14 protein-coding genes are annotated in these 24,553 nt (G+C 33.8%); 1 reads left to right on the top strand and 13 read right to left on the bottom strand.

Annotated elements, in window-relative coordinates; genetic code table 11:
- Positions 1-57 precede the first annotated feature (57 nt).
- Positions 58-426 (top strand): hypothetical protein, encoded by a 369-nt coding sequence (locus MST30_RS07920; protein WP_243470883.1) that lies wholly within the window; start codon positions 58-60, stop codon positions 424-426.
- Positions 427-485: 59 nt separating this feature from the next.
- On the opposite strand, the gene MST30_RS07915 is transcribed toward MST30_RS07920, so the two are convergent.
- The 13 genes from MST30_RS07915 to MST30_RS07855 all read right to left on the bottom strand — a co-directional run bounded on the left by MST30_RS07915 (position 486) and on the right by MST30_RS07855 (position 24,343).
- Positions 486-1,484 carry a LacI family DNA-binding transcriptional regulator gene (locus MST30_RS07915; protein ID WP_243470882.1) on the bottom strand — a complete coding sequence of 333 codons (999 nt, stop codon included), beginning with the start codon at positions 1,482-1,484 and terminating at the stop codon, positions 486-488.
- Between the two features lie 79 nt (positions 1,485-1,563).
- Positions 1,564-3,216, bottom strand: a complete 1,653-nt coding sequence (locus tag MST30_RS07910; RefSeq protein WP_243470881.1) for a T9SS type A sorting domain-containing protein — start codon at positions 3,214-3,216, stop codon at positions 1,564-1,566.
- Between the two features lie 284 nt (positions 3,217-3,500).
- Entirely contained in the window at positions 3,501-4,391 is an 891-nt protein-coding gene (locus tag MST30_RS07905; RefSeq protein WP_243470880.1) for a glycoside hydrolase family 17 protein, read from the bottom strand.
- A gap of 21 nt (positions 4,392-4,412) precedes the next feature.
- The gene (locus MST30_RS07900) at positions 4,413-5,978 is read right to left on the bottom strand and encodes an MFS transporter (RefSeq protein WP_243470879.1); all 1,566 of its coding nucleotides are present in this window, start codon (positions 5,976-5,978) and stop codon (positions 4,413-4,415) included.
- Positions 5,979-5,993: 15 nt separating this feature from the next.
- Positions 5,994-7,490, bottom strand: coding sequence for a glycoside hydrolase family 30 protein (locus tag MST30_RS07895; RefSeq protein WP_243470878.1), 1,497 nt, complete (start codon positions 7,488-7,490; stop codon positions 5,994-5,996).
- Between the two features lie 15 nt (positions 7,491-7,505).
- The gene (locus tag MST30_RS07890) at positions 7,506-8,795 is read right to left on the bottom strand and encodes a glycosyl hydrolase family 17 protein (protein WP_243470877.1); all 1,290 of its coding nucleotides are present in this window, start codon (positions 8,793-8,795) and stop codon (positions 7,506-7,508) included.
- Positions 8,796-8,807: 12 nt separating this feature from the next.
- The gene (locus MST30_RS07885; RefSeq protein ID WP_243470876.1) at positions 8,808-12,263 is read right to left on the bottom strand and encodes a 1,3-beta-D-glucan phosphorylase, GH149 family; all 3,456 of its coding nucleotides are present in this window, start codon (positions 12,261-12,263) and stop codon (positions 8,808-8,810) included.
- Positions 12,264-12,370: 107 nt separating this feature from the next.
- Positions 12,371-13,216, bottom strand: coding sequence for a PKD domain-containing protein (locus tag MST30_RS15765; protein WP_262914433.1), 846 nt, complete (start codon positions 13,214-13,216; stop codon positions 12,371-12,373).
- A 14-nt stretch (positions 13,217-13,230) separates the two neighbouring features.
- Positions 13,231-14,082 (bottom strand): glycoside hydrolase family 16 protein, encoded by an 852-nt coding sequence (locus tag MST30_RS07875; protein WP_243470875.1) that lies wholly within the window; start codon positions 14,080-14,082, stop codon positions 13,231-13,233.
- 29 nt (positions 14,083-14,111) lie between these two features.
- Positions 14,112-15,605: a CIA30 family protein gene (locus MST30_RS07870; protein ID WP_243470874.1), complete on the bottom strand. Its 1,494-nt coding sequence runs from the start codon at positions 15,603-15,605 to the stop codon at positions 14,112-14,114.
- A gap of 12 nt (positions 15,606-15,617) precedes the next feature.
- Positions 15,618-18,809: a glycoside hydrolase family 2 TIM barrel-domain containing protein gene (locus tag MST30_RS07865; protein WP_243473836.1), complete on the bottom strand. Its 3,192-nt coding sequence runs from the start codon at positions 18,807-18,809 to the stop codon at positions 15,618-15,620.
- Positions 18,810-19,095: 286 nt separating this feature from the next.
- Positions 19,096-21,894 (bottom strand): triple tyrosine motif-containing protein, encoded by a 2,799-nt coding sequence (locus MST30_RS07860; protein WP_243473835.1) that lies wholly within the window; start codon positions 21,892-21,894, stop codon positions 19,096-19,098.
- A gap of 196 nt (positions 21,895-22,090) precedes the next feature.
- Positions 22,091-24,343 carry a T9SS type A sorting domain-containing protein gene (locus MST30_RS07855; RefSeq protein WP_243473834.1) on the bottom strand — a complete coding sequence of 751 codons (2,253 nt, stop codon included), beginning with the start codon at positions 24,341-24,343 and terminating at the stop codon, positions 22,091-22,093.
- Positions 24,344-24,553: the final 210 nt, after the last annotated feature.

The following is a 24,553-nucleotide window of genomic DNA, read 5'->3' as shown; positions in this document are numbered from 1 at the left end:
TTTCATTTAAATTGTTAAATTAGTGCATTAACCACAATTAACACTAAAACTATAAAAATGAAAAAAGTTGTATTAAGTTTAGCCTTAGTTGCATTTTTAGGCTTATCATTAAATTCTTGTAGAGAGACTAAAGAAAAAGCTGAAGACGCTGTTGAAAATGCTGCTGACAAAGCAGGTGAAGCAATGGATGACGCAAAAGATGCCGCTAAAGACGCTGCAGATGACGTTAAAGATGCTGCTGAAGATGCTGCCGACGAAGCAGGTGAAGCAATGGACGATGCTATGGACGCTGCTGATGATGCAGTTGATAGCGTAAAAGAAGGTGCTGAAAAAATGGCAAATGACGCTAAAGATGCCGCTAACGATGCTGCTGATAAAGTAAAAGAAGCAGGAAAAGAAGCTGCTGACAAGATGAAAGGACACTAAAAAGTTTCTTAATCTAGAAAATATAAAGCCTGATAAAAAATCAGGCTTTTTTTGTTATATTACTTAGTAGACTCGCTTAATTTAAGTTCGCTTGGCACAACTATAGTCTGTGTTTTATGGTCATCTGATTGCAAATTGTCAATTAGTAGTTTTACAGACATCTCACCTATTTCATAGGCTTTTTGATGAACTATTGAAATCTTTGGGCTAGACAACAACTGTGTATGTTCATACCCAAATCCTATTACAGATAAATCCTTGGGTACTATTTTTCCTGTTTTTTTTGCCATATTAATAGCAATGATACCTGTTATGTGGTCAATGGATACAATAGCATCTGTATCAGAATTATTTTGAAGGTATTTGTATACATGCTTTTCTACATCATCAACTTTACTGAGCTTTAATACATTAGATTTTAGGTTAGCATCTTCAATAGCTTTTTGGTAACCTTTAATTCTAAGCTTTCCAACGCTGAGCTCTTCAATATTACTTACCAATAAAATATGCTTTCTTTTTTCTTTTTTTATTAAATATTCCGTAGCCTCATATACAGATTGAAAATCATCTACCACAACCTTATCACACAATATTTCATTAACAACCCTATCAAACATTAAGACTGGTATTTTACTATTAATAACAGTATTTATATGTGTTGTTTGCTCTTCTACTTGACTTTCTCTTGCTACAGCCATTATAAAACCGTCAACACTTCCATTAGATAACAATTCTAAACTACGTTGTTCTTTTGTTAATGACTCATCTGACAAACAGACAATAATGTCGTAGTTGTTTTTTGTAGCACTAGTTTCTATACCGTGTAAAACCTCAGCAAAAAAAGGATTTGTAACGGTCGGCAAAATTACACCTATTGTCTTTGTTCTATTACTCTTTAATTGTTGAGCTATACGATTAGGCTTGTAATTTAGTTTTTCTGCCAATTCATTAACCCTTCTTTTAGTATTCTCACTAATTTCATGGCTATCGTTCAGTGCTTTTGAAACTGTTGAAACCGAAATATTTAAGAGTTTTGCTAATTCTTTTAAAGTAGTCATAGATTATTTTTTTGGTTAAATAAAAAAGAGCGTATAGTAAAAATACGCCCTTTCTTCTTTCTATTAATTAGATTCGCTATTAATTTTTAACCAGCTTAACTGTTTTAGTTCCGTTTTCTCCTTCAATTTTTGTTATATAAATTCCAGATCTTAATGAAGAAGCATCTAGCACAACTTGATTTGAGTTTGGTTTTAAAGACAATACTTGTTTACCTAAAATATCATAAACAGCTATACTATTTATAATGTTAGAACTAGAAATACTCCAGTCTGCCTGAGTAGGATTAGGGAAAACTTTAAAATCAATAGTTGCTTCAACATCTAAAGTTGATAATGTGCCTCCATAGAAATACACGTTACTTATATACACTTCTTTTGAGGCTAGACCACTTCCTAAATCTAATGTGTTAAATTGTATTAACGATAAATTAGTTAAATCAACAGGCGAAGACGCACTATCAATATCTCCAAAATCATTTAAGTTAGTTCCATTAGGAATTTCAAGATCTATAGAAACCCAAGTTCCTGCCTGGGCAGCAGAAAATTCATATCTAGCAATATTTGCTCCATTAACACCTGGATCTGGATCTAGTAAACGTATTCTCAAAATATCATTATCGGCTAGATTATCACAGTAAACGTCTAAGTGCAAGAATCCAGCAGGACTAATATCTATAAATGCATTACCTGGGAAAAAATTAAATTGAAATCCTGATCCACCAGTAATTAGCCTTGCTTCTTCATTACCATCTGTATTTAAATCAAAATTGGTTAAAGTACCACCAAAAGTATCAACTTGAGGTACAGTAACATTCGTAAATACATCACTAATTATTGAAATTGAAGGGATTGAAGGTGGCGTCGGTGCTGCAGGCGGCAAGGCTGGTGCTTCTGTAAAGTTAACCGTATAAGTCTGCATATCCACACCGTTTGGCGCTGTAACATCTACAGTTGCTGAACCTGGCACACCAGACGCTTGAGTAACGCTAACGTTAGACGAACCATTACCTGCTTGAGTAGCAACACCAGCAACTGTTGGTGCCATTGTTGTTCCGTTTGGTAACTCCACATCGTATGTTAGAGTATTTGGTGAAAATCCTGAAACAGTAACAGCATCTATTGTTAAATCTGAAAGTGAAGCATCTTCATTTGGGTCTACAACAGCGCCTACTTGTACAATATCATCTATATACCAAATACCTCCATTACCTGTTCCCACAGTTGTACATGCTGGTGATGCTCCTTCGCATGCTGGATCGTAATTTGGCTGAATTACTATTATTGGATATTGTTCTGTACCTGTTAATCCAGGTTGAGAAGTAAAATCAAAACTAACCTCCACCCAAGTCATAGCACTATTAATAACTACATCTCTATTGTATGTTGGCTCTCCACTTAGACCGTTTTGTATTTGAAATCTAATACTCTGACCAGCAGTAGGTGCCCAAACCTTCATAGTAAATTCTGTTCCATTTGCTAAGTCTACAAGTGGCAAACCTGGTGTCTCGAAACCAATACCTCCAAACCAATCTGCAGAATCTGGTTTATTAATTTCTAATACTCTTGTAGAAACATTCAGCCCTGATTGATCAGGATTGACTATGTTGCCAAACCCTAAATTACCAAATTGAAATTGTGGTGCAGTTGTACCGTCTTCAAAATCTACAGGTAGAGATTGACCAAAAGCCAATACTGTACTCAATAGAAAAATTAAAAAAGTAATTTTTTTCATAATTGTTATTTGTTTTAGTTATTTATTAAACAGAAGCAATTATTTACACTTTAAATTGCTTATTTCATAAAATTATTGTTTTAAAATTGAATATTTCCAAATTTCACCTTTACAAAAAACATACAACGAAATCGATTTAGCTATTCAATAATTTTCGGCTCAAAACCATTATATACATTAACCTTATCCGTTACCTAACCGCTTATAAACCAACATAAAATCTTATTTTGTAGTGGTAATGTTGTGTTTGGTTTAGTTGTTGTAAATAATTTGTAGTGTTCACACTAGTACTTAAGTTTTTCGGTTTTATCCCAAATACCCCAAAAAGCACCAACATCTCCTTCTCCTCCTACTTTCCATGATTCATCAAATGATGAGAAATAGAATATGTCAATATCTTCTTCTTTTGACCACTTTTGTGTATTAATAAAATACTTTATCGCATTTTCTTCAGAAGGAAAAGCGCCTTGTAAATTTGTACCCTCACTTGGCCACCCTGTTTCGGTAATAATTACCTTTTTACCCTTACCAGCTCTATAAGCTTTATTATACATATCTTTCATGTATAATAAAGAATAGTCTAAATCACAACCTTCCCAAAACGGATAGCAATTTGCTAAAACAATATCGCAAGCATCTGTAATTGCTGGTCTTTCTTCGAACTCATAGTATGCATCTACATAACCTACAGGAATTTTAGTGTCTTTAAGCGCATCTTTAACATGATAAATTTTTTGCAACAATTCCTCTTCTGTTAAATCGCCTCTATACATCACCTCATTACCAACTGCAGCAATATCAACCACTCCTTCAAGAGATAGTTTTATGAGTCCTTCTACCTCATTTTTATTTATTTCTGGGTCATCACCAAGCCACGCTCCTACCAAGGTCTTCATTCCCATTTCTTTTGCTATTTTAGGAATTAACTCATTACCCTCAGTACACGAAAATGACCTTATCCATTTGGTATATGGCTTCATGATTTCTAATCGACGTCGTATTTGCGCTTCTGTTAATTGATCTCCTGGTTCTTGACCTTCTTCATAAGGACTAGAGCACAAACCATGCATGCCAGACTTTAGCGTTTTTCTAAACAACTTTCTTAAGTCATCAATTGACATCCCTTCATAATCAATAGATGCCAATGCTAAAAATTTCTCTTTTCTTAAAGACATTTTATTCTTACTTCTATATTTTTATAATTCACCTCTACGTTCTACTAATTCTTTCTTTATTTCCTTAGCTCTATCTTCGGTTAAGCTATATTTCCACATCACCCAAATAGCTAATGCTGCTGTTGCTGATGGCACAATAATATCTGCTATCCTAAGGTTATTCATAGTTTCTATTGATTGTTCAGTTGCATTGGGATCAAAACCTACGATACTCAATATTACTCCACCTAACACTAGAGCAATTGATTGCCCGATTTTAACCATTAGCCAATAAATAGCTCCAAATGTTCCTTCTTTTCTAGGCATACCATTTTCCAACTCGTCTAAATCACAAACATCAGCAGTCATACTCATCATTAGTGTAAACAATCCTCCCATACCAAAAGCAAATAAAGGAATTGGAACAAAAATTAACCAAGGAATTTCACTTCCTGGCTCTATGCTAAACCATGACATACCAATATTATCCAAAACAGGGTTTAAAGACTCGAATAAAGACCCAACACCAGCATTCAAACTTTTACCTAAACTTGTCTGAGCAAATTGACTATTTAGATCCTTATCAAATCCCCACCACTTTAGTATATAACCAATAATTGATAGTACTGTAGAAATAATAAATGCTTTCTTCTTTCCCCATTTATTAGCCATTCTTGAAATAATTGGGATGACTATAAATGCTGTAATTATAGCATTTATGGTATTAAACCAAGCTGGCCATGTACCAGCCAATTCATAACTACCATTATATAGATAAAACACAATAATAAACACTCCAAATGCAGCGACTAACTGAAAACCATTAAAGACTAAAAAAGTTGCTCCACATAATTTCATAAAAGCTTTATTTTTTGAAACCTGCACAATCCCAGCGAGAAGTTCCTTCATATTTGTAGCTAATGTTCTGAAATTGATTTCTTTTCTGTTTTCCATGTGAGAAGCATCAATTCCTTTACAAAATAATGCCGGTAAAATCCCAAATACAACACACATCACACCTACAATAAGAGCCATTGTACGCACTCCTTCTGTTTGTGTATTAAAGGTGTCTGTATCTGGTATTATTACATACAACCACGGAACAATCATCCACGCAATTTGACCCATTGTATTAGAAAACGCCATTAATCTTGTACGTTCATTATAGTCTGATGTCATTTCATACCCAAGACCAACAAGAGGTGTTGCAAACATTGTATTTCCAATAAGAAATAACAATTGTAAAATCATAACATGCCAAATAATATAACTCTGAGATGCATTGTCATCTAATTGCCACATTAAAAAGAATAAAACTCCACTAATTATAGCACCAATAAAAATGTAGGGTCTTCGTCTTCCCCATTTAGATTTTGTATTGTCTGATATAAAACCCATAATTGGATCAGTGATAGAATCGAAAATTCTCGGTAAACCGCCCAAAAGTCCAGCCCATAAAGGGTCAACTCCCCAAGCTGTTAACAAGAAAAATTGAATAAAAACACCTAATGTTCCTGGTAGAATATTTAAAATAAAATGACCAGAACCAAAGGCTGCTTTTTGACCAAATGGTACTTTATTTCTAGATGCTGTTTTAACTTTTGCCATAATTGTGTGGTTTTGCTAATTATTCTGCATTACTATAGTTTGAATAGCCTGCGCTTTGATTCTTACAGTAGTTCGTTTATCATTAAGCCATAAATAAAATGTCTTAACTTCTTTACCTTCATTAAATACTACAAGAGTTGTAGAACCATCTAGGTTCTCTGCAGCTGTCGCAATAATGTCACTCCCTACATTGTCTATACCCAGAACTTTTGCCCCTGGCCTTATGTATTTGCTAAAGTGAGTCATTATATAATACAATGGTGTAAAGTATACCTCATCATTAAGCTCATCTACAATCACAGGTGCAATACACCAATTCTTAAACCAATTTGGACCACCTTGTTTATTGAGTACCATATTCCAATCTACCCAACCATCTACCCAATTGTTAAGACAACCTATAATGTCTCTGGCATATCTATTTACTGGCGCATATTTAGGATGCAAGTATTTATCTTCTGCTGATGCCCATTTCCAGCCCCAATCAGTCGCTTCTTTTTTCCAATACCAAGCATCGTCTTTCCAAACAGGAACCTCATCATCTATACAACCTTCGGTTTCTATGAGGTATTTATCTGGTGCTTTATTATGTGCATACTGTAGATCATCTGGAAAAACCTCATAAGTACTCTCATACCAATGTATAGCTGTACCATCGTAATATTTTGAAGACTCTTCTGTAGCATACATTACATCTACCCATTCTTTTATGCCTGCTCTATTTTGGTCGTAGCCTAAAATGATTTTATCTCCATAACCATCGGCTTCTAATTTTGGTCCTAAATGATGTTGAACAAAATCGGTCATTTCTTCTGGTGAAAAGTGCATACTTTCCCAATTATTCCCGTTACCGTGAGGTTCATTTTCTACGGTAAAACCCCAAAGCTCTATATCTTGTTCTTTGTATGCTTCTATATATTTTGAAAAAAACAATGCCCACGTTGGATAGTACTCTTTCAGCAGTTTACCACCAACCCATTCTTTGTTATCTTTCATCCAAGGTGGTGCTGTCCATGGTGACGCAAACAATTTAAACCCTTCTTTTGAAATAGCTTGAGCATCTTTAATCATTGGGATTAAATCATCCATATCTTCCTTAACAGAGAAGTCTTTTAATTCTTTATCTTCAGTTGGAGTATAAGAATACTGGTTTAGCGAAAAATCACAAGAATTCATGTGTGTTCTGCAAAGTGAATAATTTGCACCTTCTTCACTGAAATAAGCTTTTAGAATAAGGTCTCTATTTTTTTGACTTAACTTATTGAGTAAATATGCTGACGACTCTGTAAATGCTCCACCAAAACCAGTAATGGTTTGAAACTTTTGGTCAGGTAATATTCTTATTACTGGCAACAAATCAACTTCTTCATCTACAGCTAAAGGCTCTATTTGAGTTAATTGATTTCCACTTGCTGAAGTTTCAAAAATTTGAACTTTCAATTCTTCTGGTTGGGTATTGCAACTCATAGCTAATATTAAAAGACAATAAATACTGGTTCTTAACGCTTTCATGTGTTAATATTTATTTTATCTATTTGCCATAATTTCTTCTTGAGACGGAGGCACCAAAACATCTTTAAGCAGTGCTTTTTTATCACCATTGTAAGTTTTACTTATAGGATTACCGTTTCTTGTTAAGCCTTCAAAAATTTTCTTGTCAACCAAATCCCAAATTGGGTATTTTGCTTTTCCGTCTATAGTGAATAACCCAAAGTGATTTTCTGATCCATTTGGATTATTAGCATCTTTCCATTGCTCGTTAAAAGCTTCAAAATAAAAACACGAAATACCAGCTCTGTTGGTCCATCGTCTCATTAATTTATAATACAAACCTTGTTTATATTCGTCTGTTGCTTTTGATCCATCAGAACCATAATGTCCTGTAGATGTAGTTGCCCAACCCGTTTCACCTATGTGAATTGGTTTATTTACACCAATACTTTTCATGTAATTAGTAACACTATCGTATTGTTTTTGGGCAAATTTTAAAGCACGCTCCATAGCCATTTCAATCTTAGTAGTATCTGGCATGTTTATATGCGCTTCTGGAACTCCCCAAAATTCTGGGTTGTAATGTGTATTGTGATAAGGATAAGTATGCATAGAGATAAAGTCTACCTCCTTAATCAATTCATTTAAATCTGCTACATGATACGTATCTTCGCCACCTCCCCAAGATGCAAAGTCATCTGAGCTTGTAATCCAAAGATCTTTAGGCAACTTACCTTCTGCTTTTAAATTTTGAAGATGCTTCACCCATTTTAAAATTACTTCTGGCTGTACGTAATAAGACGTTGCCCATTTTACCATAGCCTCATTACCAACTGCTATTATTTTAACTATATCTGGGTATTGATTTGCCAATGCCACTGCTCTTTTTATCTCACCTGCATTGTTTGGGCTTTCAACATTATGATTTGGCTCTTTGCCTGTCCAAGCATTAAGACAATCTATCCAAGCGCCAAGCATAACGTACATTTCAAAATTCTCATCCTCGGCTTTTAATTCTGAAATGGCTTTTAAAACATTAGACGCATGAGGTAATTTTGGCTGAACATTATAGGTTCTAAGCAACTTAACACCCATTGCAGAAAGAATTTTTAAATCTTCTTTTAATTCTACAATTGTAGGCTGACTGTCTCTTGTTTTCCCTCTGTATCCTCCATAAGAAATGGCCAAGTAATCCGGATTTCCTAATATATCTTTTGCTGTCACTTCTTTTTTGATTTGAGTTAAAGGCTCTTCGCGCTTTTCATTTTTACAAGACATCATGAAGACTATAGATAGAACACAAACTATTATTTTTCTAATTTTCATGATGCTTCTTTCTTACTTTAAAAACGCTTCCTTTATATGAACCATTATACATTCTATATCACCCGAACGACTAAACACTTTCTCACTAGTTTCTTTATCTAATCCCATTTGATCAAAAGTCTGTTGCGAGCCATCTCTAAATAATACATTTGTTTTGTATTCGTCTGAAATGATATAAACCACAGGTACTTGACAGTAAGTAAATACCAATTGATTTTTCTCAACTTTCAATACAGACTCATCACCATTAACATTAATGTAATTGAAGGTCTGTGCTTCATCTAAAAACTCATCTTTTCTGAGCATACATGGATTAAAAACGAGCAATCCTTCCTTCATAAAAACACCTAGTTCTCCAAATCGGCTAAGAATATCTTCTTTTACCTGACCTGTCATTCCTGGTTGTTGCGCTCCTTTACCTGCAGGTGTATGCGAATAAGGATCGGTTGGAAAAGCTCCGTATAACTCTGGTGATTTGTGTACACCTATACCTTCGTTAATTTCGTAGTAGTGTTCTAGAAGTCTCCCAATTACCTCTGGAGATTCGTTTTCTGCAATAGCTTTTTGACAAACTTCCATGACTGCTAATTGCAGTTTTGAAACCATGTGCCAATAAATAGAACCTAAGCCTTCATAACCATAAAATGTACCTGAACGACCTGTAAATGCTTTATGATTAAAAACATCTTCGAAGATTTGAAGCACTTTAGATTCTTCTGTTTTAGCTAATTCTATATAAGCAGGTGCATTAAGATTTTCTAATGCTTGTTTTACATCATTGGCATTTTTAAAATTCCCGTTAAAATGATAATGGCCATTACTATCTTTTTTTAGAATTTGCGTATTACCATCAGACACTAAAGCTGTTAATAATTTGGAATCATTAACAGCATTTGAAGGGATGGTATTTCTATCCATAAACCCTTTTAGATTTTTAAAAGGATACAACACATAGCTGTATTGGTCTTCTCGGAATAATTTACTTTGTTTTAACCCATCTAAAACAGCTAAGTTTTCTTGTGAACTCAAATATCCTGAACTTAATACCGCTACTTGACCTTCTAACATTTCGTCTAAATATGAAATAGACACCTTATCACCATCTACAGTCATTAGATTGTATGCATGATAAAGATTATCATGTCTTCTGTTGGCTCTTATAGAATGCTCTAGATGTTTAATGGCCGACTTAGTAAAGTCTAAAACATCGCTTAGTGTTATTTCTGTCTTATTACCAGAGAATGAATTATGGTAAATATGTTCTCTATAATTACTACCTGCTACACCTAGCAAGTCTAATATTTGTTTTCTTTTGGCATCATCTATTGACCCACTCAAAATAGATTCGTTTTGCTGAAATGCGGATTTTACAGCATTGAAAAACTCAGCAATTTCAGATGACACCTCAACCTTATCTACAGTTGCGTTTTCAAAAACATCTTCAAAAAACTTTAAGAATCTTCTGAGATAATAAAGTGTCACCATAGAAACTCCATTACCCACTAAGGCATTATTAGCATCATTCCATTCTGGTCTTTGGGTATTCATCCAAATACCACCTTCTGGTATAAAATTTGAAAGTTTGGCTAACGTTGTTGCTAAAATCTTCTCCAAAAAATTCGCTCTAACAACAGTTCCATTTGAATACTGCAATAATGCACCATCTGCACCAATCTTATCTCTTTTTAATCGTATTTCCTTATCAGAATCTTCATCAAATTCTATGGTATCTTTTGGGTTTTTTAAAATATCTTGATATTCTTTAATCTTATAAGGCACATTAGCGTAAACGAAAATATCTTGCGAGAAGAAACGCTCTAACTTTCCAGGATTATAGTCTTCTAAAAACTCAAGAAACTTTAATAGATATATGATTTGATGATCTCCCCAATACCCAATGTAAGACCAAGGATCATCTGGCTCAATAGTCTCCCAATCAAAACCATCTTTGGTCACACGGTAAGGGTTGTAACCATCAAAGGTTGTGGCATTAAGAAACTTCTGAATCATATTTTCAATATACTCTGGGTAAGAAACGGCAAGCGCTTCCCAGTTTTGAAAAATATCTCGCCAGTTACCTTCGTAATCCAGAATTTTAGAGCCATCGACCTCACTTCTTGTATTGATTGAAAACTTGTTCCAAGGCCTACTCGGATCTCCGTGTCTTCTACTAAACTTAAGTGGTAGATACTCTAATGCCAGTCTCTTAAAATCTTTGTCTTCATTCCAATTCGCAAACTTTCTTATTGTTTGTAAAGAGAATGTTTCTGGTAAATCTTGTAACAGATGTTCGCACTTACGATACACATCTTTATTAGCCTTTTTTAAGTAGTTTTCAAAATCCCACTTTTCAATGGTATAGCCATCATCAAAAATTCCACCACGCATTATATTGAAAAGCGTATTAGAAAAATGTCTGGTATCTCTAAAATTATCTGAAGTTAACTGTAAACCATCTGAAGAGGCATTGAGCTTAATTAAATTTTCTGTCCCTAATTGAATATTAGCTTCAATCTTACTTAAAAACTGATTGTCTGTTTTTATTTGTTTTGAAATTGCAACAATATCTGAAGCATCTTGATTAACGTTAGCAACAATAATCCAATCTTTAGAGTCTTTAGAATCTAGTTGTATTGTAGCATTAATAAAGTACGCACCCTTTTCTGCCTTAACATCGGTTTCTTGTGTAATCTTACCAAATTTTCTAAATGTATCTAACTGTAAAGAAGACAACAAGTAAGTAGGATTATCTATACCCAAAGACCAAGCTATATTAGCCTTAAGAGCTTCGCTTGGCTCCGCTTTATCTACTATAATGGCACTTAGAGCAAAAATTCCTATACCTGTTTCTTTTACAAGTTCCGTTCTTTTATAGGCATCAACCAAATTACTACTCGCATTTTGTAGCGCACTGCTAACGCCAAAAGGCATAACATTTTGAATACCATCTACAAGTTCTATCTCTACAGATTGGTTAGAGTTATTTACTAAAGTTGATTTTTTAACAAAACCATAGGCATTGCTAGAACACCATTCGTATCTATACGTTAGGCCTAAATCGAGATTCTCTTCTTCAAAAATTATGGCATTACCATAAACACTTTTATACACGTTTCTGTGTATGCTATACTCATCTTGAAATCTGATAGAAAAAGGTTCCCAAATATATTTTTTTCCATTTTTAGTAATCTGAAATATAGACTTTGCACCTGTAATTTCAGCAGATTCAGTAATCTTGTCATCTGAATAGTAAGGAAAAAGTGCGTATTCGGCATTTTTTCTACCTGCGGTTACACCTCCATTACTTGATATAAACATCCAATGATTTGAATCACTAACGATACTCATAAAAAATGGACGCATTTTATCGCTATTAGAGATTTTGAAGTATGCCTGATTATCTATTGTTACTCTAGTAAGTAAAATGTTTTTGTCTAATGATGTAATATTTGTTGGTTTTATATTCATTACCAATAAAAACGGTTATAGGGTTAAGGTTTAGCAAAGATTTGTTTTTATAATTGCGGCTTTAATCAGAATAATTAAAGCCGCAATTAAGACTAAGTTGATGTGTATTATTCTTGAATAATATCATCAAAGTAATATACGTCACCGTCGCATGGTGCATTTCTTTCAAAATAAATGATCATGCTTTTATAGGTTCCTGTACTAACATCTGAAAAATCAAAAGTTAACTCTTGCCATTCTCCTAATTGCGTAATACTTGCTATTCTTTCTTGGGAAGGTTCTGTATCTGGAAATGGCAAACGCTCTAAACGCAATGTTACGTCTGTTAACTGATTTTCTGCCAAGACTTTCATTTTAAAAACTTTATCCGTATTCGCATCGGTAAAATCCATAGCAGTATTTAGCGCTATACCGACACCAGACCAAGTTTCACAACCACTAATTTTTTCATATTTGTAAACATTACAGCTTGTGTTTATACCATCTTCAAAATTTGGGTTTGTAACAATTGACCCACCAATATTTCCGAAGGCATCAAATGTGACACTTCCGTCTGTTGACATAAAAGTCCAATTTAAATTACCATTAGCTGGGTCAATATTTTCAGCAATTTCATCATCACATATAGCAACATCTATAGTAAACATTTTTTCAAACGTGTCTGAATCTCCGTTATCATTATACGCTGTAAGAGATACCGTATAAGTGCCATTTTCATAAGTTTTTACAGGATTTTCTAATGTGGAATTTGTTCCATCGCCAAAGTCCCAAATGTAGCTTGTAGCAGCATTAGAAATATTGTTAAAGCTTACTGTTCTCTGGTTAAACTCTGTGGTAAATCTTGCTTCTAGACCTATTAGGTCTACTCCGCTTTCGTTATCTTCACAAGAGAATGCTATTAATGCAAGTGCAATAAAAAATAGTTTAGAAATACTTGATTTAAATACGCTCATTTTCTTTTAATTTTTTAGTTATAAACTCTAACGTAATCTACATACATACTTTGAGGAAACATTGTTTCGTCATTTGGCGGACCTGGTAAATTTCCTCCAACCGCTACGTTTAGAATTATGTAAAAAGGACGGTCATTAAAAACCCATTCTCCCTCACCATCAGTTTCTTCATCTACAACTTCTGGTGTTATGGTTTGATATAATTTGTCATCAACATAAAAGTTGATTTTATTAGGAGACCATTCGATACCAAAAATGTGAAAACCAGTATCAAAACGATCGTTTTCTAAAACCAGTTCTTTGGAAATGGACTCAGCTCCTGAAAATTGTGGACCATGAACAGTTCCTAAAACTTTAGTTGGTTCATTTCCTAGGTATTCCATAATGTCAATTTCGCCAATCTCTGGCCAAACTTCTCCATTGCTATCGTCGCCAAGCAACCAGAAAGCAGGCCACAGACCTTGACCTGTTGGTAATTTTATACGCGCTTCAAAGCGGCCATAACGTTTTTGAAACAAGCCTTTAGTTATTAATCTTGCAGACGTATAATTAGAACCTTCGTAAGATTCTTGTCTTGCTGTTATTTTTAACACTCCGCTTTCTACACTTACATTTTCTGATCTATCTGTGTAATATTGAAGCTCATTGTTTCCCCAGCCAGGTATACCTTGTGCAGAACCATCACCTATTTCATAAATCCATTTTAACGGATCTGGAGCTCCGTCTTCATCAAAATTATCCTCCCAAACTAAATTGGTAGATGTTGCAACTTCTTGTGTTTCGTCTAGATTACATCCTAAAAAACTAGTTGCCAGCGATAATGCTACGACGTAAAGACTTATTTTATATGAGAATTTTATATTCATAATATATTTCTATTTAAAAGATATTGTAATTACTCGTTATAGTAGTACACATTGTCTACCCAAATATTTGATATTGTTCCATCAGATATAAAAAACAGTTGACCTAGACTGCTAAAATCTACAGCACCAGAAAAACTCGCTAACGGAACATCTATACTTGCCCATCCATCGCTATTTACATTACTTAAAGCTGCTGAACTAAGAACAAAACTACCATTAGCCGTAGTGCCAGTAAACGTGCCACTCTCTAACTCTAACCTAATGAAGTCTGCAGCATCAATAGTTTCTCTAACATTGATATCTATATGCAAATGAGTAGCTGTACTTGCATCAACCAATTGTACTGTTTCATAAGTACCTATACTTACAAAGTTTAACTGAGTATAGTTGATAATGTTATCTAATGACCCATCTGGAAGCATTCCTTGAATGTCTACATTATTTGGATCTGATCCTGCTCCACCTAAAGTAGTTTGATATGGTTCAAAAAAACCATTATAATGTCTTACAGGTACATTTGTATAAGCATCACTAAAAAGCGATATTACATTTGCAGAATCTCTGGTTGGAATAGGCGCACTAGGAAACTGGCCGTTTGAAGTAACTTCTAATGATCCGTTTGCCTGTATATTATTTAATATTGCTGTAATTGTAGTTGTTCCAGAACTTCCAACAACAGAAACCAATCCAGATTCGCTAACAGTTGCAACTGAAGAATTTGAGTTTATAAAATCAAAATATGCAGGTGCAATGTTGATATTTACATTTTCTCCAGTTCCTAGATTTACAGTTTGTGACAGACCCGAAATGGTTATATTAGACCCAGTAAATGCTTCAACTACCTGATCTTCACCATTAAGTATTTCTGTATTTACAGCCAGGTTAGTTCCTAAGTTTTCAAAACGTATTTCATCTAGCCAGAATGTCCAACCTATTTCGTTACCATTTGGACCATCACCAAGAACATCTAATCCACCAGCAGCAAACAGGAACATACCCTTCTCTTGTGTTAATTTAGAAGCATCTGGTATTGGTACAACATATTTTTTCCAATCTGTAGTTAATTGAATATTACTGCGACTTACTGGGAACTTATCATCTAAAAAATCGGCACCAAATCCTACTTCACCTATAGTACCTGTTGTAGATCCTTTTGCCCAAAAAGTAAGTGCATCGTATTGCGTAAGGTTACGACCTTCTCCACGGTCTCTAAATATACCACCTATAAAACCACCATCTGGATTATTAGCTGCTGGTACATCTATTCTAATTGACGTTGTTCCTTGATAAGCTTCATTTTCATCAGTTCCAAATCCGTTAACATTTGCTCCACCTGAAGGGTCAAATGAAATAAAAAATTCATCCGTTAAATTAACTGGAACATCAGTAAATACATCGGCTATATTTGGAAATGTTGCCAATGGTGCATCAGCTGGCATATCTCGCTCACAGCCAAATAATACTATCGACACCAAGCTTAGTAAGCAAAGTGTTTTTGTTTGTATTTGTTTTAAATATTTCATTTCTATAGCTTTTTATTTTCCGATATTGATGTGTATGTAAGTTCTTATTTCCCATTCTGAACCATTTGGGAATCCTTCAGTACTTAAAGTTGGAGGTGCATTAAATGTTCCTGCTGGTGTAGCCAACGGAGCATATCTTGGTGAAAATTCATTAAGGGATCTCCAAGTTCCTCGAACACCTATTCTAGTACTTGGTAATATGAACCAATCAGGTTTTCCTATCGAGGTAGATAAGTCTAGCATTAATTGTAACGGGAACGTAAGGTTAAAATCTCTATGGTAATCAAAAGGTCCCCAATCATTAACTTTTACATGAGCTTGTAACATATTTTTTCTATATATAGCTCTCACGTCTGCTCCAAAACGTGTTATTGTTCTATCAGAATCTCCATTACCTTGCCCATTACCATAGTAGAAGTTACCAATAATGCCAAGATCTGGACTTAACTTAGATACCATTCTAGAATGTACTTCCCAAAGATCTTCAGCTGGCGCAGAATTTGGAAAGGCAAAGAAGGTACGGTCTGCCAAGAATCCTATGTGAGCATCCATTGCGGTTGGTAAACGACGATAGACAAAACCTAAGTTCATCGCAAATTTTGCATCTTCGGCTCTGTCATTATCCCATTGGTACATCCAAGTACCTGGTGTTGGATCGTATGTTAGCAAAATTTCAGAACCAAACATTTCTCTGTTTCCATTTCTTACTGCAAATGGATCATCTATAAAGTTTCTCAATCGAGCTGCTCCTCCAAAATTATTTGGAATAGGGTCTACCAATGGTTCTTGGTACATAAAGTTTGGTGCAATTTGAAAATCACCGAATGAGTAAGTGAATCCGGTTAAGGCATTTACCATATTTCCACTACCACTATCTTTTAACTTCCACCCTGTAAAAGTTTGTGTTTGATCTGTGCCACCTCCAGCTACTATTCCCATGTAAGAGGCTTGCCCATACCAATTAAAGCGACCTCCTTGGTATGTAACCTTGGCTTTACCACCCCAATTATCACTACCAGAAACCTTATCTTCAACAACTTGATTGTTGTCATTAATGTCTTGAAATGTACTACCATTTAGAGGGCTTCCCCCCCAAATACCACCAACGGTAACATCAAACTTACCAAATTTGCGTTCTACAACTAGTGTTGCTCTTTCTGTTGGCCATGGTGGAATGATACCACTTCTTACTTGGTTGGCATCTAGTACTCGACGGCCAGTTGCATCAAATTCTAAACCTGTATCTAAATCTCTATGATAAATACCTGTTACATCCCATTTTCCGAACTTACGTTGATACTTTAATAAAGCTGTTGGGTTTGCGCCCCACCATAGTTGCGGTCCAAATGCTGCTTTAAGTCCGTCTAATTTTCCTTTGGCATCTACTTCAATTCCTAAAATTTCCCCATTATAAATATCTAAGTTTGGACCATAATTTGCTTCTGGATAAAGGTTAAAGAAATCCCCTTCGTAAGCCCAATGATAATGACCTGTACGATAAAACCCTCGTAAATCAAAATCTTTATGATTCCACTCAAATTCCGCTTGGTATAGTCTAATTCTGTTATTGTCTGCTATTGTAACATTTTCGCCTGTATTTGCATCTTGTACAGTATATGGTCTATTTACATTTTCATAAAAAATCTCGTTAATAGGATTGTCTGCTACATTACCAAGTATATTGAATGTAGCTTCTGCTCTCATGCTAGCATTAGGCTTACCTTCTACACCAACAAAATAGGATTGCATATGATCAAAGCCCAATTGATTTGGATATGTATTTTGTGATTGATCTGCCGTTTCGGGTGTGGTAATTAAACTTCCACCTGTGTTGAATGTTGTGAATTGCGCTGTTAAACGACTTAACCTAATTTTCTCCAATTCATTTTCGCCCAAAGCAGCTTTATCTCCTCTAGCTCTAAGTACGGCATCCATTAAGTTAATGTTGTTGAAATAATTATTTATGAAATCTAAATTTACTCCTTCAGCATAAGGGTCTAAACTATGAGCATCTTTTAACGTGTAATAGGCAGCTCTAGGGTATAATGTATAAAGCCCTCTTTCGTTTGTTGGTCCTTTTGCGCAAATACCAAACCATTCTTCGTTCATATTATTAGCACCAGGATAAGCTTCATCCCATTTGTAACCTCCAGCATTCCATGTAGATTCTGTTTGGTGTGTATCTGCATCTTTTCTATCATCAAAACCTGCTTTCCACCATCCGTCAGAGAATTGAAATGTAAACCCACCTAAAGAGTTGTTTGCTTTACCTAAACCTGCTGCATTTTCGTAAATCTCTTTCCAGTTAGATTTCATGTAAAAGGCTTGCATCTTTTGATCTTCCTGATTTTCTACAGCATTAAAAGCATCTGAACCAAACTCAGTAAACATAATAGGTTTTCCGTATTCCTTTTTTACACGCTGAAATGCATCACCAAAGGATTCACCTCTATACATGTTGGTTCCATAGATATCCACATCTGGACATTCTTGTGCTATTATTTCTAAAAACAAAAGATCACCATTACATATTGCCACAGGATGATTAGGATCTATGGCTTTCATTTTCTTTGCTGCTTCGTTCATCAATTTATACATTGGTCTTCCTCTAAGCTCACCTACAGCATTGATTTTTTCTTCACCATCTGGAAAATCTTCAGTTTCTGCTCCTTGCCAAAACAAGCCATAGTTATTTTCATTTCCTATGAGATACAGTAAAATACCAGGTGTATTTTTATATTCGGTTACCATATTGGTAATTTCTGACATCAGCAGCTCCTTTGTGCGCTCGTCTTTGTAGTCAGTAATTGGCGTCCATACACCATCTATAGTAAGACCATAACGACCAAACGAATCGTTTAACATGGTATGAATGCCATAGTTTTCGTAAATGTATTTTATCCACTTGGCTGGTACACCCACGTATTGTCTTATGACATTAACATTCATATTTTGAAGTAATGCCATTTCTGCATCTAAACCTGCTTTTATAATATCATCAGATTTTTTGTAGAATTCTGCATCAACAACATTAGTACCTATTGGAACATAATCCCAATTCATACCATTAATCATAAATGGTTTTCCGTTGACAACTAATTTTTGCCCCTCTGAATTACTTTCAACCGACACTTTAGCTGATTGAGCAAAAGCAAAGCTCACAGACAGTAGAAATGCAAATAGCCTTAAAAGATTGTTTACCATAGTTATATCTTAAATTTTAGAGAATTGTACTGAAAAAGATATCTATACAATATTCCGGTTTAATAGTTATTGCAACTTAAAATAAATAATTATAGAAATCTCAAAAAAAGACTATACAAAAAACATACATTTCAAAAAAACACCCTAAAATTTAAGAATACCATATTAAAAAGCTGTTAAACCTAGCATTTTAAGCATTTTGCATTGACTTAATAAAGTATATTGTAGTGTTGTAATCTGTACTTGTATAGGTAATGTATAGGTAGTAAAAGAAGATTAACACAACTTACAAATCCAAAATATAGTCTGTAAGACTTTGCTCATGGTCTAATCCCATTTTTTTACGCAAACGATATCGTTTAACCTCTACACTTTTATGAGATATATTTAATAGTGGTGCTATTTCTTTGGACGAAAGGTTTAACCTTAAATAAGCACACAACCTTAAGTCATTTGGTGTTATAGACGGATGAAGTGACTTTATACGCTTCATGAAATCTTTGTCTACATTATTAAATGCTTCTTCAAATAGTTTCCAATCACTGGTATTGTTTAAGTTAGAGTTTATCAATTTTACAACACCTTTTACATCATCTAAAGATTTGCTTTGAGACAATCTCTCTTTGATGTTGTTTAATAGTTCATTTCGTTTAACCAAATTCATGGTAGCAGTACCAAGCTCTCTATTCTTATTCTCAATATCTAACTGAAGATTTTTGTTTTTAAATTGAATGAGCTGTCTTTGATTTTCTAGTTGCTCGAGTTCTAGTTCTCTTTCCTTTTTTTCTAATAGTTTTTGCTTTTGCTTTTTATAATATCTACTATTAAAATATTGTATTAAGAACAAAAGCAATAATCCCAGAACAGTATAAGTTACAATTGCCATTGGCTTAAGGTACCATGGTTTTAGTATTGTAAAATTGTATGTGGCTGTATTATTAGATTCTATTCTCCCTAATTGAGCCTTAACTTCAAATGTGTAATTACCGTGTGGGAGATTCTCAAAGTGAACTTCGGATTTAGTTGACCAATTACTCCAGCTATCATAAATACCAACTAATCGATATTTGTACTGAGTGTTTGAAAACTTATTAAAATCTGTTACACTATATTTTAAAAAGATACTATTATTCTTGTTTTCTAGTTCCGCAGGTTCATTTACTCCCAAATCCACAGATTTATTGTGTAAAGAACTAAATGATATGTTATCTATATTAACTTGAATAGGGCTATGATTAAGCTTATCTAATTCTACAACCAAATAACCATCATTAGCGCCAATTAGATACTGGTCATTATCTATACTGAGAATATTTTCATAGCCAACTTTACTGTTTCTAAGCTCATAAGATAATGGAATGTAATTAACCTTTGGTTTTTCTGAAAGTTTACCTGGCTCTACGTAAAGAATACTGCTTTTATTAAACATCCACAACCTATTGCTACGCTCTTCATAAACTAATTTGCCAGACAAATAGTTATCACCTTCAATTAAAGCGCTCAATTCATCGTTCTTTACAAACTTTGATGTTTGGCTATTGTAGTTATAAACACCATTTTTATTGCTATATAGAATATTGTTTTGATATTTAGCAATGCTCGATTTAGAACCTTCTTCTACATCTAATTTTTTAAAGTCTAAAACCTTACTATAATCTGAGTTTATTTTTACTTTGTAAACACCCTTATATTCATGGTTGACCAATAATTCATTTGAATTTATAAATTCAAAATATCTAGAAGACATATCAAAACCTTCAATTTTATTTCTAAAAGTCCATGTTCCATTTTGCAATTCTAACACGCTCAACCCTTCATAACCTCCTTGCAAAATTAAATTTGGATTATCTTCTATTTCATTTAATATCCAAGATCCTATTTCACCATTCAAGAGTTCTGCTTTATCATCCTTAAGCACAAAAGTACCCTTATCATGACCACAAAATAAGGTTCCTTTCATAAACTTTAAACTCCATACCTGACCTTTGGTTTTTTCGACAAAACTAAACTTAGAATCTTTAGATACATTCTTATAAAAAAGCCCTTGATTGGTACCTAAATATAGATTATCACCAACTTTTATAGATGCATATATAGTTCCTAAGACACCTTGTTTATCTTTATAAACGCTATAGGGAGACTTTAGATTTACACAATTAATACCGTTGTCTAATCCTAACCACAAATCACCTTTATTGCCTGCATAAGCCGACAACACGGTGTTGTTACTTAAACCACCTGATTGGTTAATTTGCAAGATTTTGTCTCCATTAGGACTTATTTGTAAAATCCCTTCTGAAATTGTGCCAAAAATAAAACTACCATCATTAAGCCTTATACTACTGTAAATACTTAAATTTTTAAGTTCTTCATTTACTTTGTTATTCCATGTAGAAACTTCTCCGTTTTTATAATTATAAATACCATTTTCTTTGGTTACTAACAATAGAGATTCATCAACATTATACATATTGATAATCTCATTATCATGAAATTTATTTGATGGCAGGATAAGCTTTTCTTCACCATTTAAAATCTCATAAATCCCACTTCCATTTTTTTGAAAATATATTGTTTTATCAACTTTGAAAATTTTATTTATCCGCTGGTTAGAATCAATAATTTTAAAATCATTAGCACCTAAATTGTATATATATATCCTGTCTAATGATTGAAATAAGATATAATTATCTATCTCTACAATATCCCAAAACTGTTCATCTTCTTTTGGCTGAACACCATAGCGATCTATTAAAGATGTATAAACCAAACCACCGAAGCTATTTTTCTCCCAATAACCAAAATCCATGTAACTACCTGTATAGATCTTAGCATTGATAACATTAACAGATCTTAAAATAGATTGGTTAGGATTTGGAAACAATTCCCATCTCGCTCCATTATATCTTAACAAGCCTTTATTATTAGCAAAATAAACCACGCCTTCATCGTCTTGAGAAATATCCCAATTTTGGTCTTCAGCCTTATAGTCTTGAGTTGTAAAAATCTGAATAGGAGGAATCTCTTGGCCATAAATAATGGATGAGATTGTAAAAACAAGTAACAGTACCTTTCTGCTTATCATTATTGTAAATCAATAATCTTGATTAAAGTCAAAAAAACACTAACACAACATTAATGTTAAGGTACTAATATAGGTAAATATAAGGACTTTGAGAATTTTTGTAGAGGTATTATAACCAAGACTTACTTTAAAAGTATTTAAAAATACACTTTCAAACTAAAAACTTTAAGCATAAATAAAGAATTTTAATAGTTCATTAATCAATAACAGCTTTTATTGATTTTTGCCATTTATCGCTTTGAAGATATATAATGTAAGCACCTCCATTAAGTGAAGATATGTCAATACGATTGTCATAAATAGATGAATCAAGTTCTGATAAAAATACTTCTCTTCCATACAAATCGTACAAAGTCAATGTTGTACTTTCTTGCAACTGCCCTTTTACAATTAACTCTTTTGTGCTATTTACAACAAAGACATTTAAGGAGTCTAAATTATTTTGTATAGTTGATAGCACACTCTCAGTAATCCTTAAAAAGAAACGTCCTGTTCCTAAAAGTGTTATTTCTGGCAACACCACATAATCTGTATTGTTCAATAGAGTTGTTGTATTGGTAATAGCATCTTCAAGATAAATATTAATAGTGCTTGGTAATGCTATTTCAGCAATGCTAAATCTTAATTCCTCATCTTGATTTGAGTTTACACCTAAAGGAATAATAATATCTAATGTATCACTAGAATTAACAGCTTGTATTGCCATTGGAGTACCTTCATTATTTTCTACCAAATGAGAGTACAATGCAAAATCAGATACGCTACCTCCAAAAACAGCTGCATCATATCCTATATCTAATCCTAAACTTGCATTGTTATGAAAATAGATTGATGTTGTACAACTATCAGATAATGAGTTTAGCCTGATTTTAACAAAATCGACATCATTTGATGTTCTGCCAATAATAAAATCATCTGAATGACTTTCAACCTGCATATTTGGTGTAAATTCTAAATTTGCAGATGATAATTTTGACGACACAAAAAAGCCTTGACCAGGAGCTATTACATCTGGGCCTTCAAGCAAATTAGTTATGGTCCAATTACTTCCTGACTCATCTGTGTCATTTGCATCATATCCATATATAGCCGCAGTATCCTCACCCAATAAACTTAGATTTGACACACCTGAAACAGACCCTACATGATTTAAAAAAGCATTAACATCTATATAAGAAGTGTAAGGGTTGCCTATAAGATTCCATTCTGGAAAATTACCAGTAAAATCATTCTCAATGGTTACATTAACAGAACTCGTTACAATTGTTCCTGTAAAAATCAAGGGCTCACCATTGGCTTCATTTGTAGAAGTGTTGGTTGCTACTCTGTAACCTTTGCCTGAATCTAATGTCTCTGTAGTGTTATAGTTGTATACTAAATAGTCGTCTGTATTACCTTTTTCAAAGGGGCCAAATAGGTAAACTGTATTTGGTGGTTCAACACCATTATTAAATAGGATATTGGAGTTGTAATTATTATCGTTAGCCAAAAAAGAAGTCCAACTTTGCCCTGTTAACGGAGGAGCAATTAAATCTCGATCATTTGATTCTGAATTGGCATATCTATGGTATTTTGCAGTTCCTTCTACTGTAATTGTGCCTTTTACAATTAAACCTGAATACGAATCCGATTCAGAATACATATTTAAATCGCCAGATACATTTAGAGTTTTTCCATTAGGTACAGTTAAATTAATACCACTATTAATATTTAAGGCAGCAATGGTCATATCTTCTAAAATTTGGGGAGACCTTTCTGTTTCAGGTATTGTTACCTCTGAACATAAACCAGGCACTTCATTCGGTGTCCAGTTATCTGAATTGTTCCAGTCATCAGAGACCGAACCGTTCCAAGTAAGTTGGGAAGCATCGGCAGCAAATATTATTTTAAATCGATTATTTGCAATAGAAGCAGACACTCCAGAAATAATGGAATAATCGTAATTGGCTGTTCCGCTTTGCGGAATTTCGATAGATATACCTAGATAGTCATCATATAAGAATGCTGTTGCACATTGCATAGAGATACCTTCTGCTACTATTGTGTAGTTGGTGCTTCTGTAAGTATTTACTTCTAATTGAATCTCTTCTTCATCTATTGGAGTAGCCCTGCTTTCAATACTCAACAAAACTCCATTATTGTTAGTTGAAAAATTTTCGTCTAGGTTAGGAATATCTAACGCATCGTTAATATCAACATCATTATTACCTTCAGTATCAAAAAAAATCAACAATCCGTCTGCTGGAGACTCATTGTTTCCCAATGCACTACTCTCATATAAAGACAAACGTAATTGTCCTTGGCTAGTAAAATTCATCACAGTTTTAGATATAGCCGTTTTATATGTTTTTAAATCATTACTCTTTGGTGTAGAAATAAATAAATGTAGATGATTAAATAAAGTCCAAAATAGCACTAGGACATACGAGAAGATGAAACTTGATTTCATAAAAAAAGTGTTTGGCTGATTACACTAACCACAACAACTTATCGAATGCTCTGAACTAAAAGTAGAAAATGAAGGACGTAAAAAAGTTTTGAATTGCTAACAATAAATATCAAATTAGTAAAAAATACTCATCCTAAATAATCCACTGCTCAATTATCGTTTAAAAGCCTACAATCAACTATAAAAGGTTAATATTGAGATACTAATAAA

This window comes from Winogradskyella sp. MH6 (assembly GCF_022810765.1).
In the GTDB taxonomy this organism is placed as follows: domain Bacteria; phylum Bacteroidota; class Bacteroidia; order Flavobacteriales; family Flavobacteriaceae; genus Winogradskyella.
The sequence above is the reverse complement of the archived record's forward strand: the minus strand, read 5'-3'. Positions and strand labels throughout refer to the sequence as shown.

Bases quoted from the DNA above. Each gene is read 5' to 3' on its own strand.
- MST30_RS15765 (WP_262914433.1), bottom strand. From the start codon at position 13,216: ATGAGCGTATTTAAATCAAGTATTTCTAAACTATTTTTTATTGCACTT.
- MST30_RS07905 (WP_243470880.1), bottom strand. From the start codon at position 4,391: ATGTCTTTAAGAAAAGAGAAATTTTTAGCATTGGCATCTATTGATTAT.
- MST30_RS07910 (WP_243470881.1), bottom strand. From the start codon at position 3,216: ATGAAAAAAATTACTTTTTTAATTTTTCTATTGAGTACAGTATTGGCT.
- MST30_RS07900 (WP_243470879.1), bottom strand. From the start codon at position 5,978: ATGGCAAAAGTTAAAACAGCATCTAGAAATAAAGTACCATTTGGTCAA.
- MST30_RS07855 (WP_243473834.1), bottom strand. From the start codon at position 24,343: ATGAAATCAAGTTTCATCTTCTCGTATGTCCTAGTGCTATTTTGGACT.
- MST30_RS07920 (WP_243470883.1), top strand. From the start codon at position 58: ATGAAAAAAGTTGTATTAAGTTTAGCCTTAGTTGCATTTTTAGGCTTA.
- MST30_RS07865 (WP_243473836.1), bottom strand. From the start codon at position 18,809: ATGGTAAACAATCTTTTAAGGCTATTTGCATTTCTACTGTCTGTGAGC.
- MST30_RS07915 (WP_243470882.1), bottom strand. From the start codon at position 1,484: ATGACTACTTTAAAAGAATTAGCAAAACTCTTAAATATTTCGGTTTCA.
- MST30_RS07890 (WP_243470877.1), bottom strand. From the start codon at position 8,795: ATGAAAATTAGAAAAATAATAGTTTGTGTTCTATCTATAGTCTTCATG.
- MST30_RS07895 (WP_243470878.1), bottom strand. From the start codon at position 7,490: ATGAAAGCGTTAAGAACCAGTATTTATTGTCTTTTAATATTAGCTATG.
- MST30_RS07875 (WP_243470875.1), bottom strand. From the start codon at position 14,082: ATGAATATAAAATTCTCATATAAAATAAGTCTTTACGTCGTAGCATTA.
- MST30_RS07870 (WP_243470874.1), bottom strand. From the start codon at position 15,605: ATGAAATATTTAAAACAAATACAAACAAAAACACTTTGCTTACTAAGC.
- MST30_RS07885 (WP_243470876.1), bottom strand. From the start codon at position 12,263: ATGAATATAAAACCAACAAATATTACATCATTAGACAAAAACATTTTA.
- MST30_RS07860 (WP_243473835.1), bottom strand. From the start codon at position 21,894: ATGATAAGCAGAAAGGTACTGTTACTTGTTTTTACAATCTCATCCATT.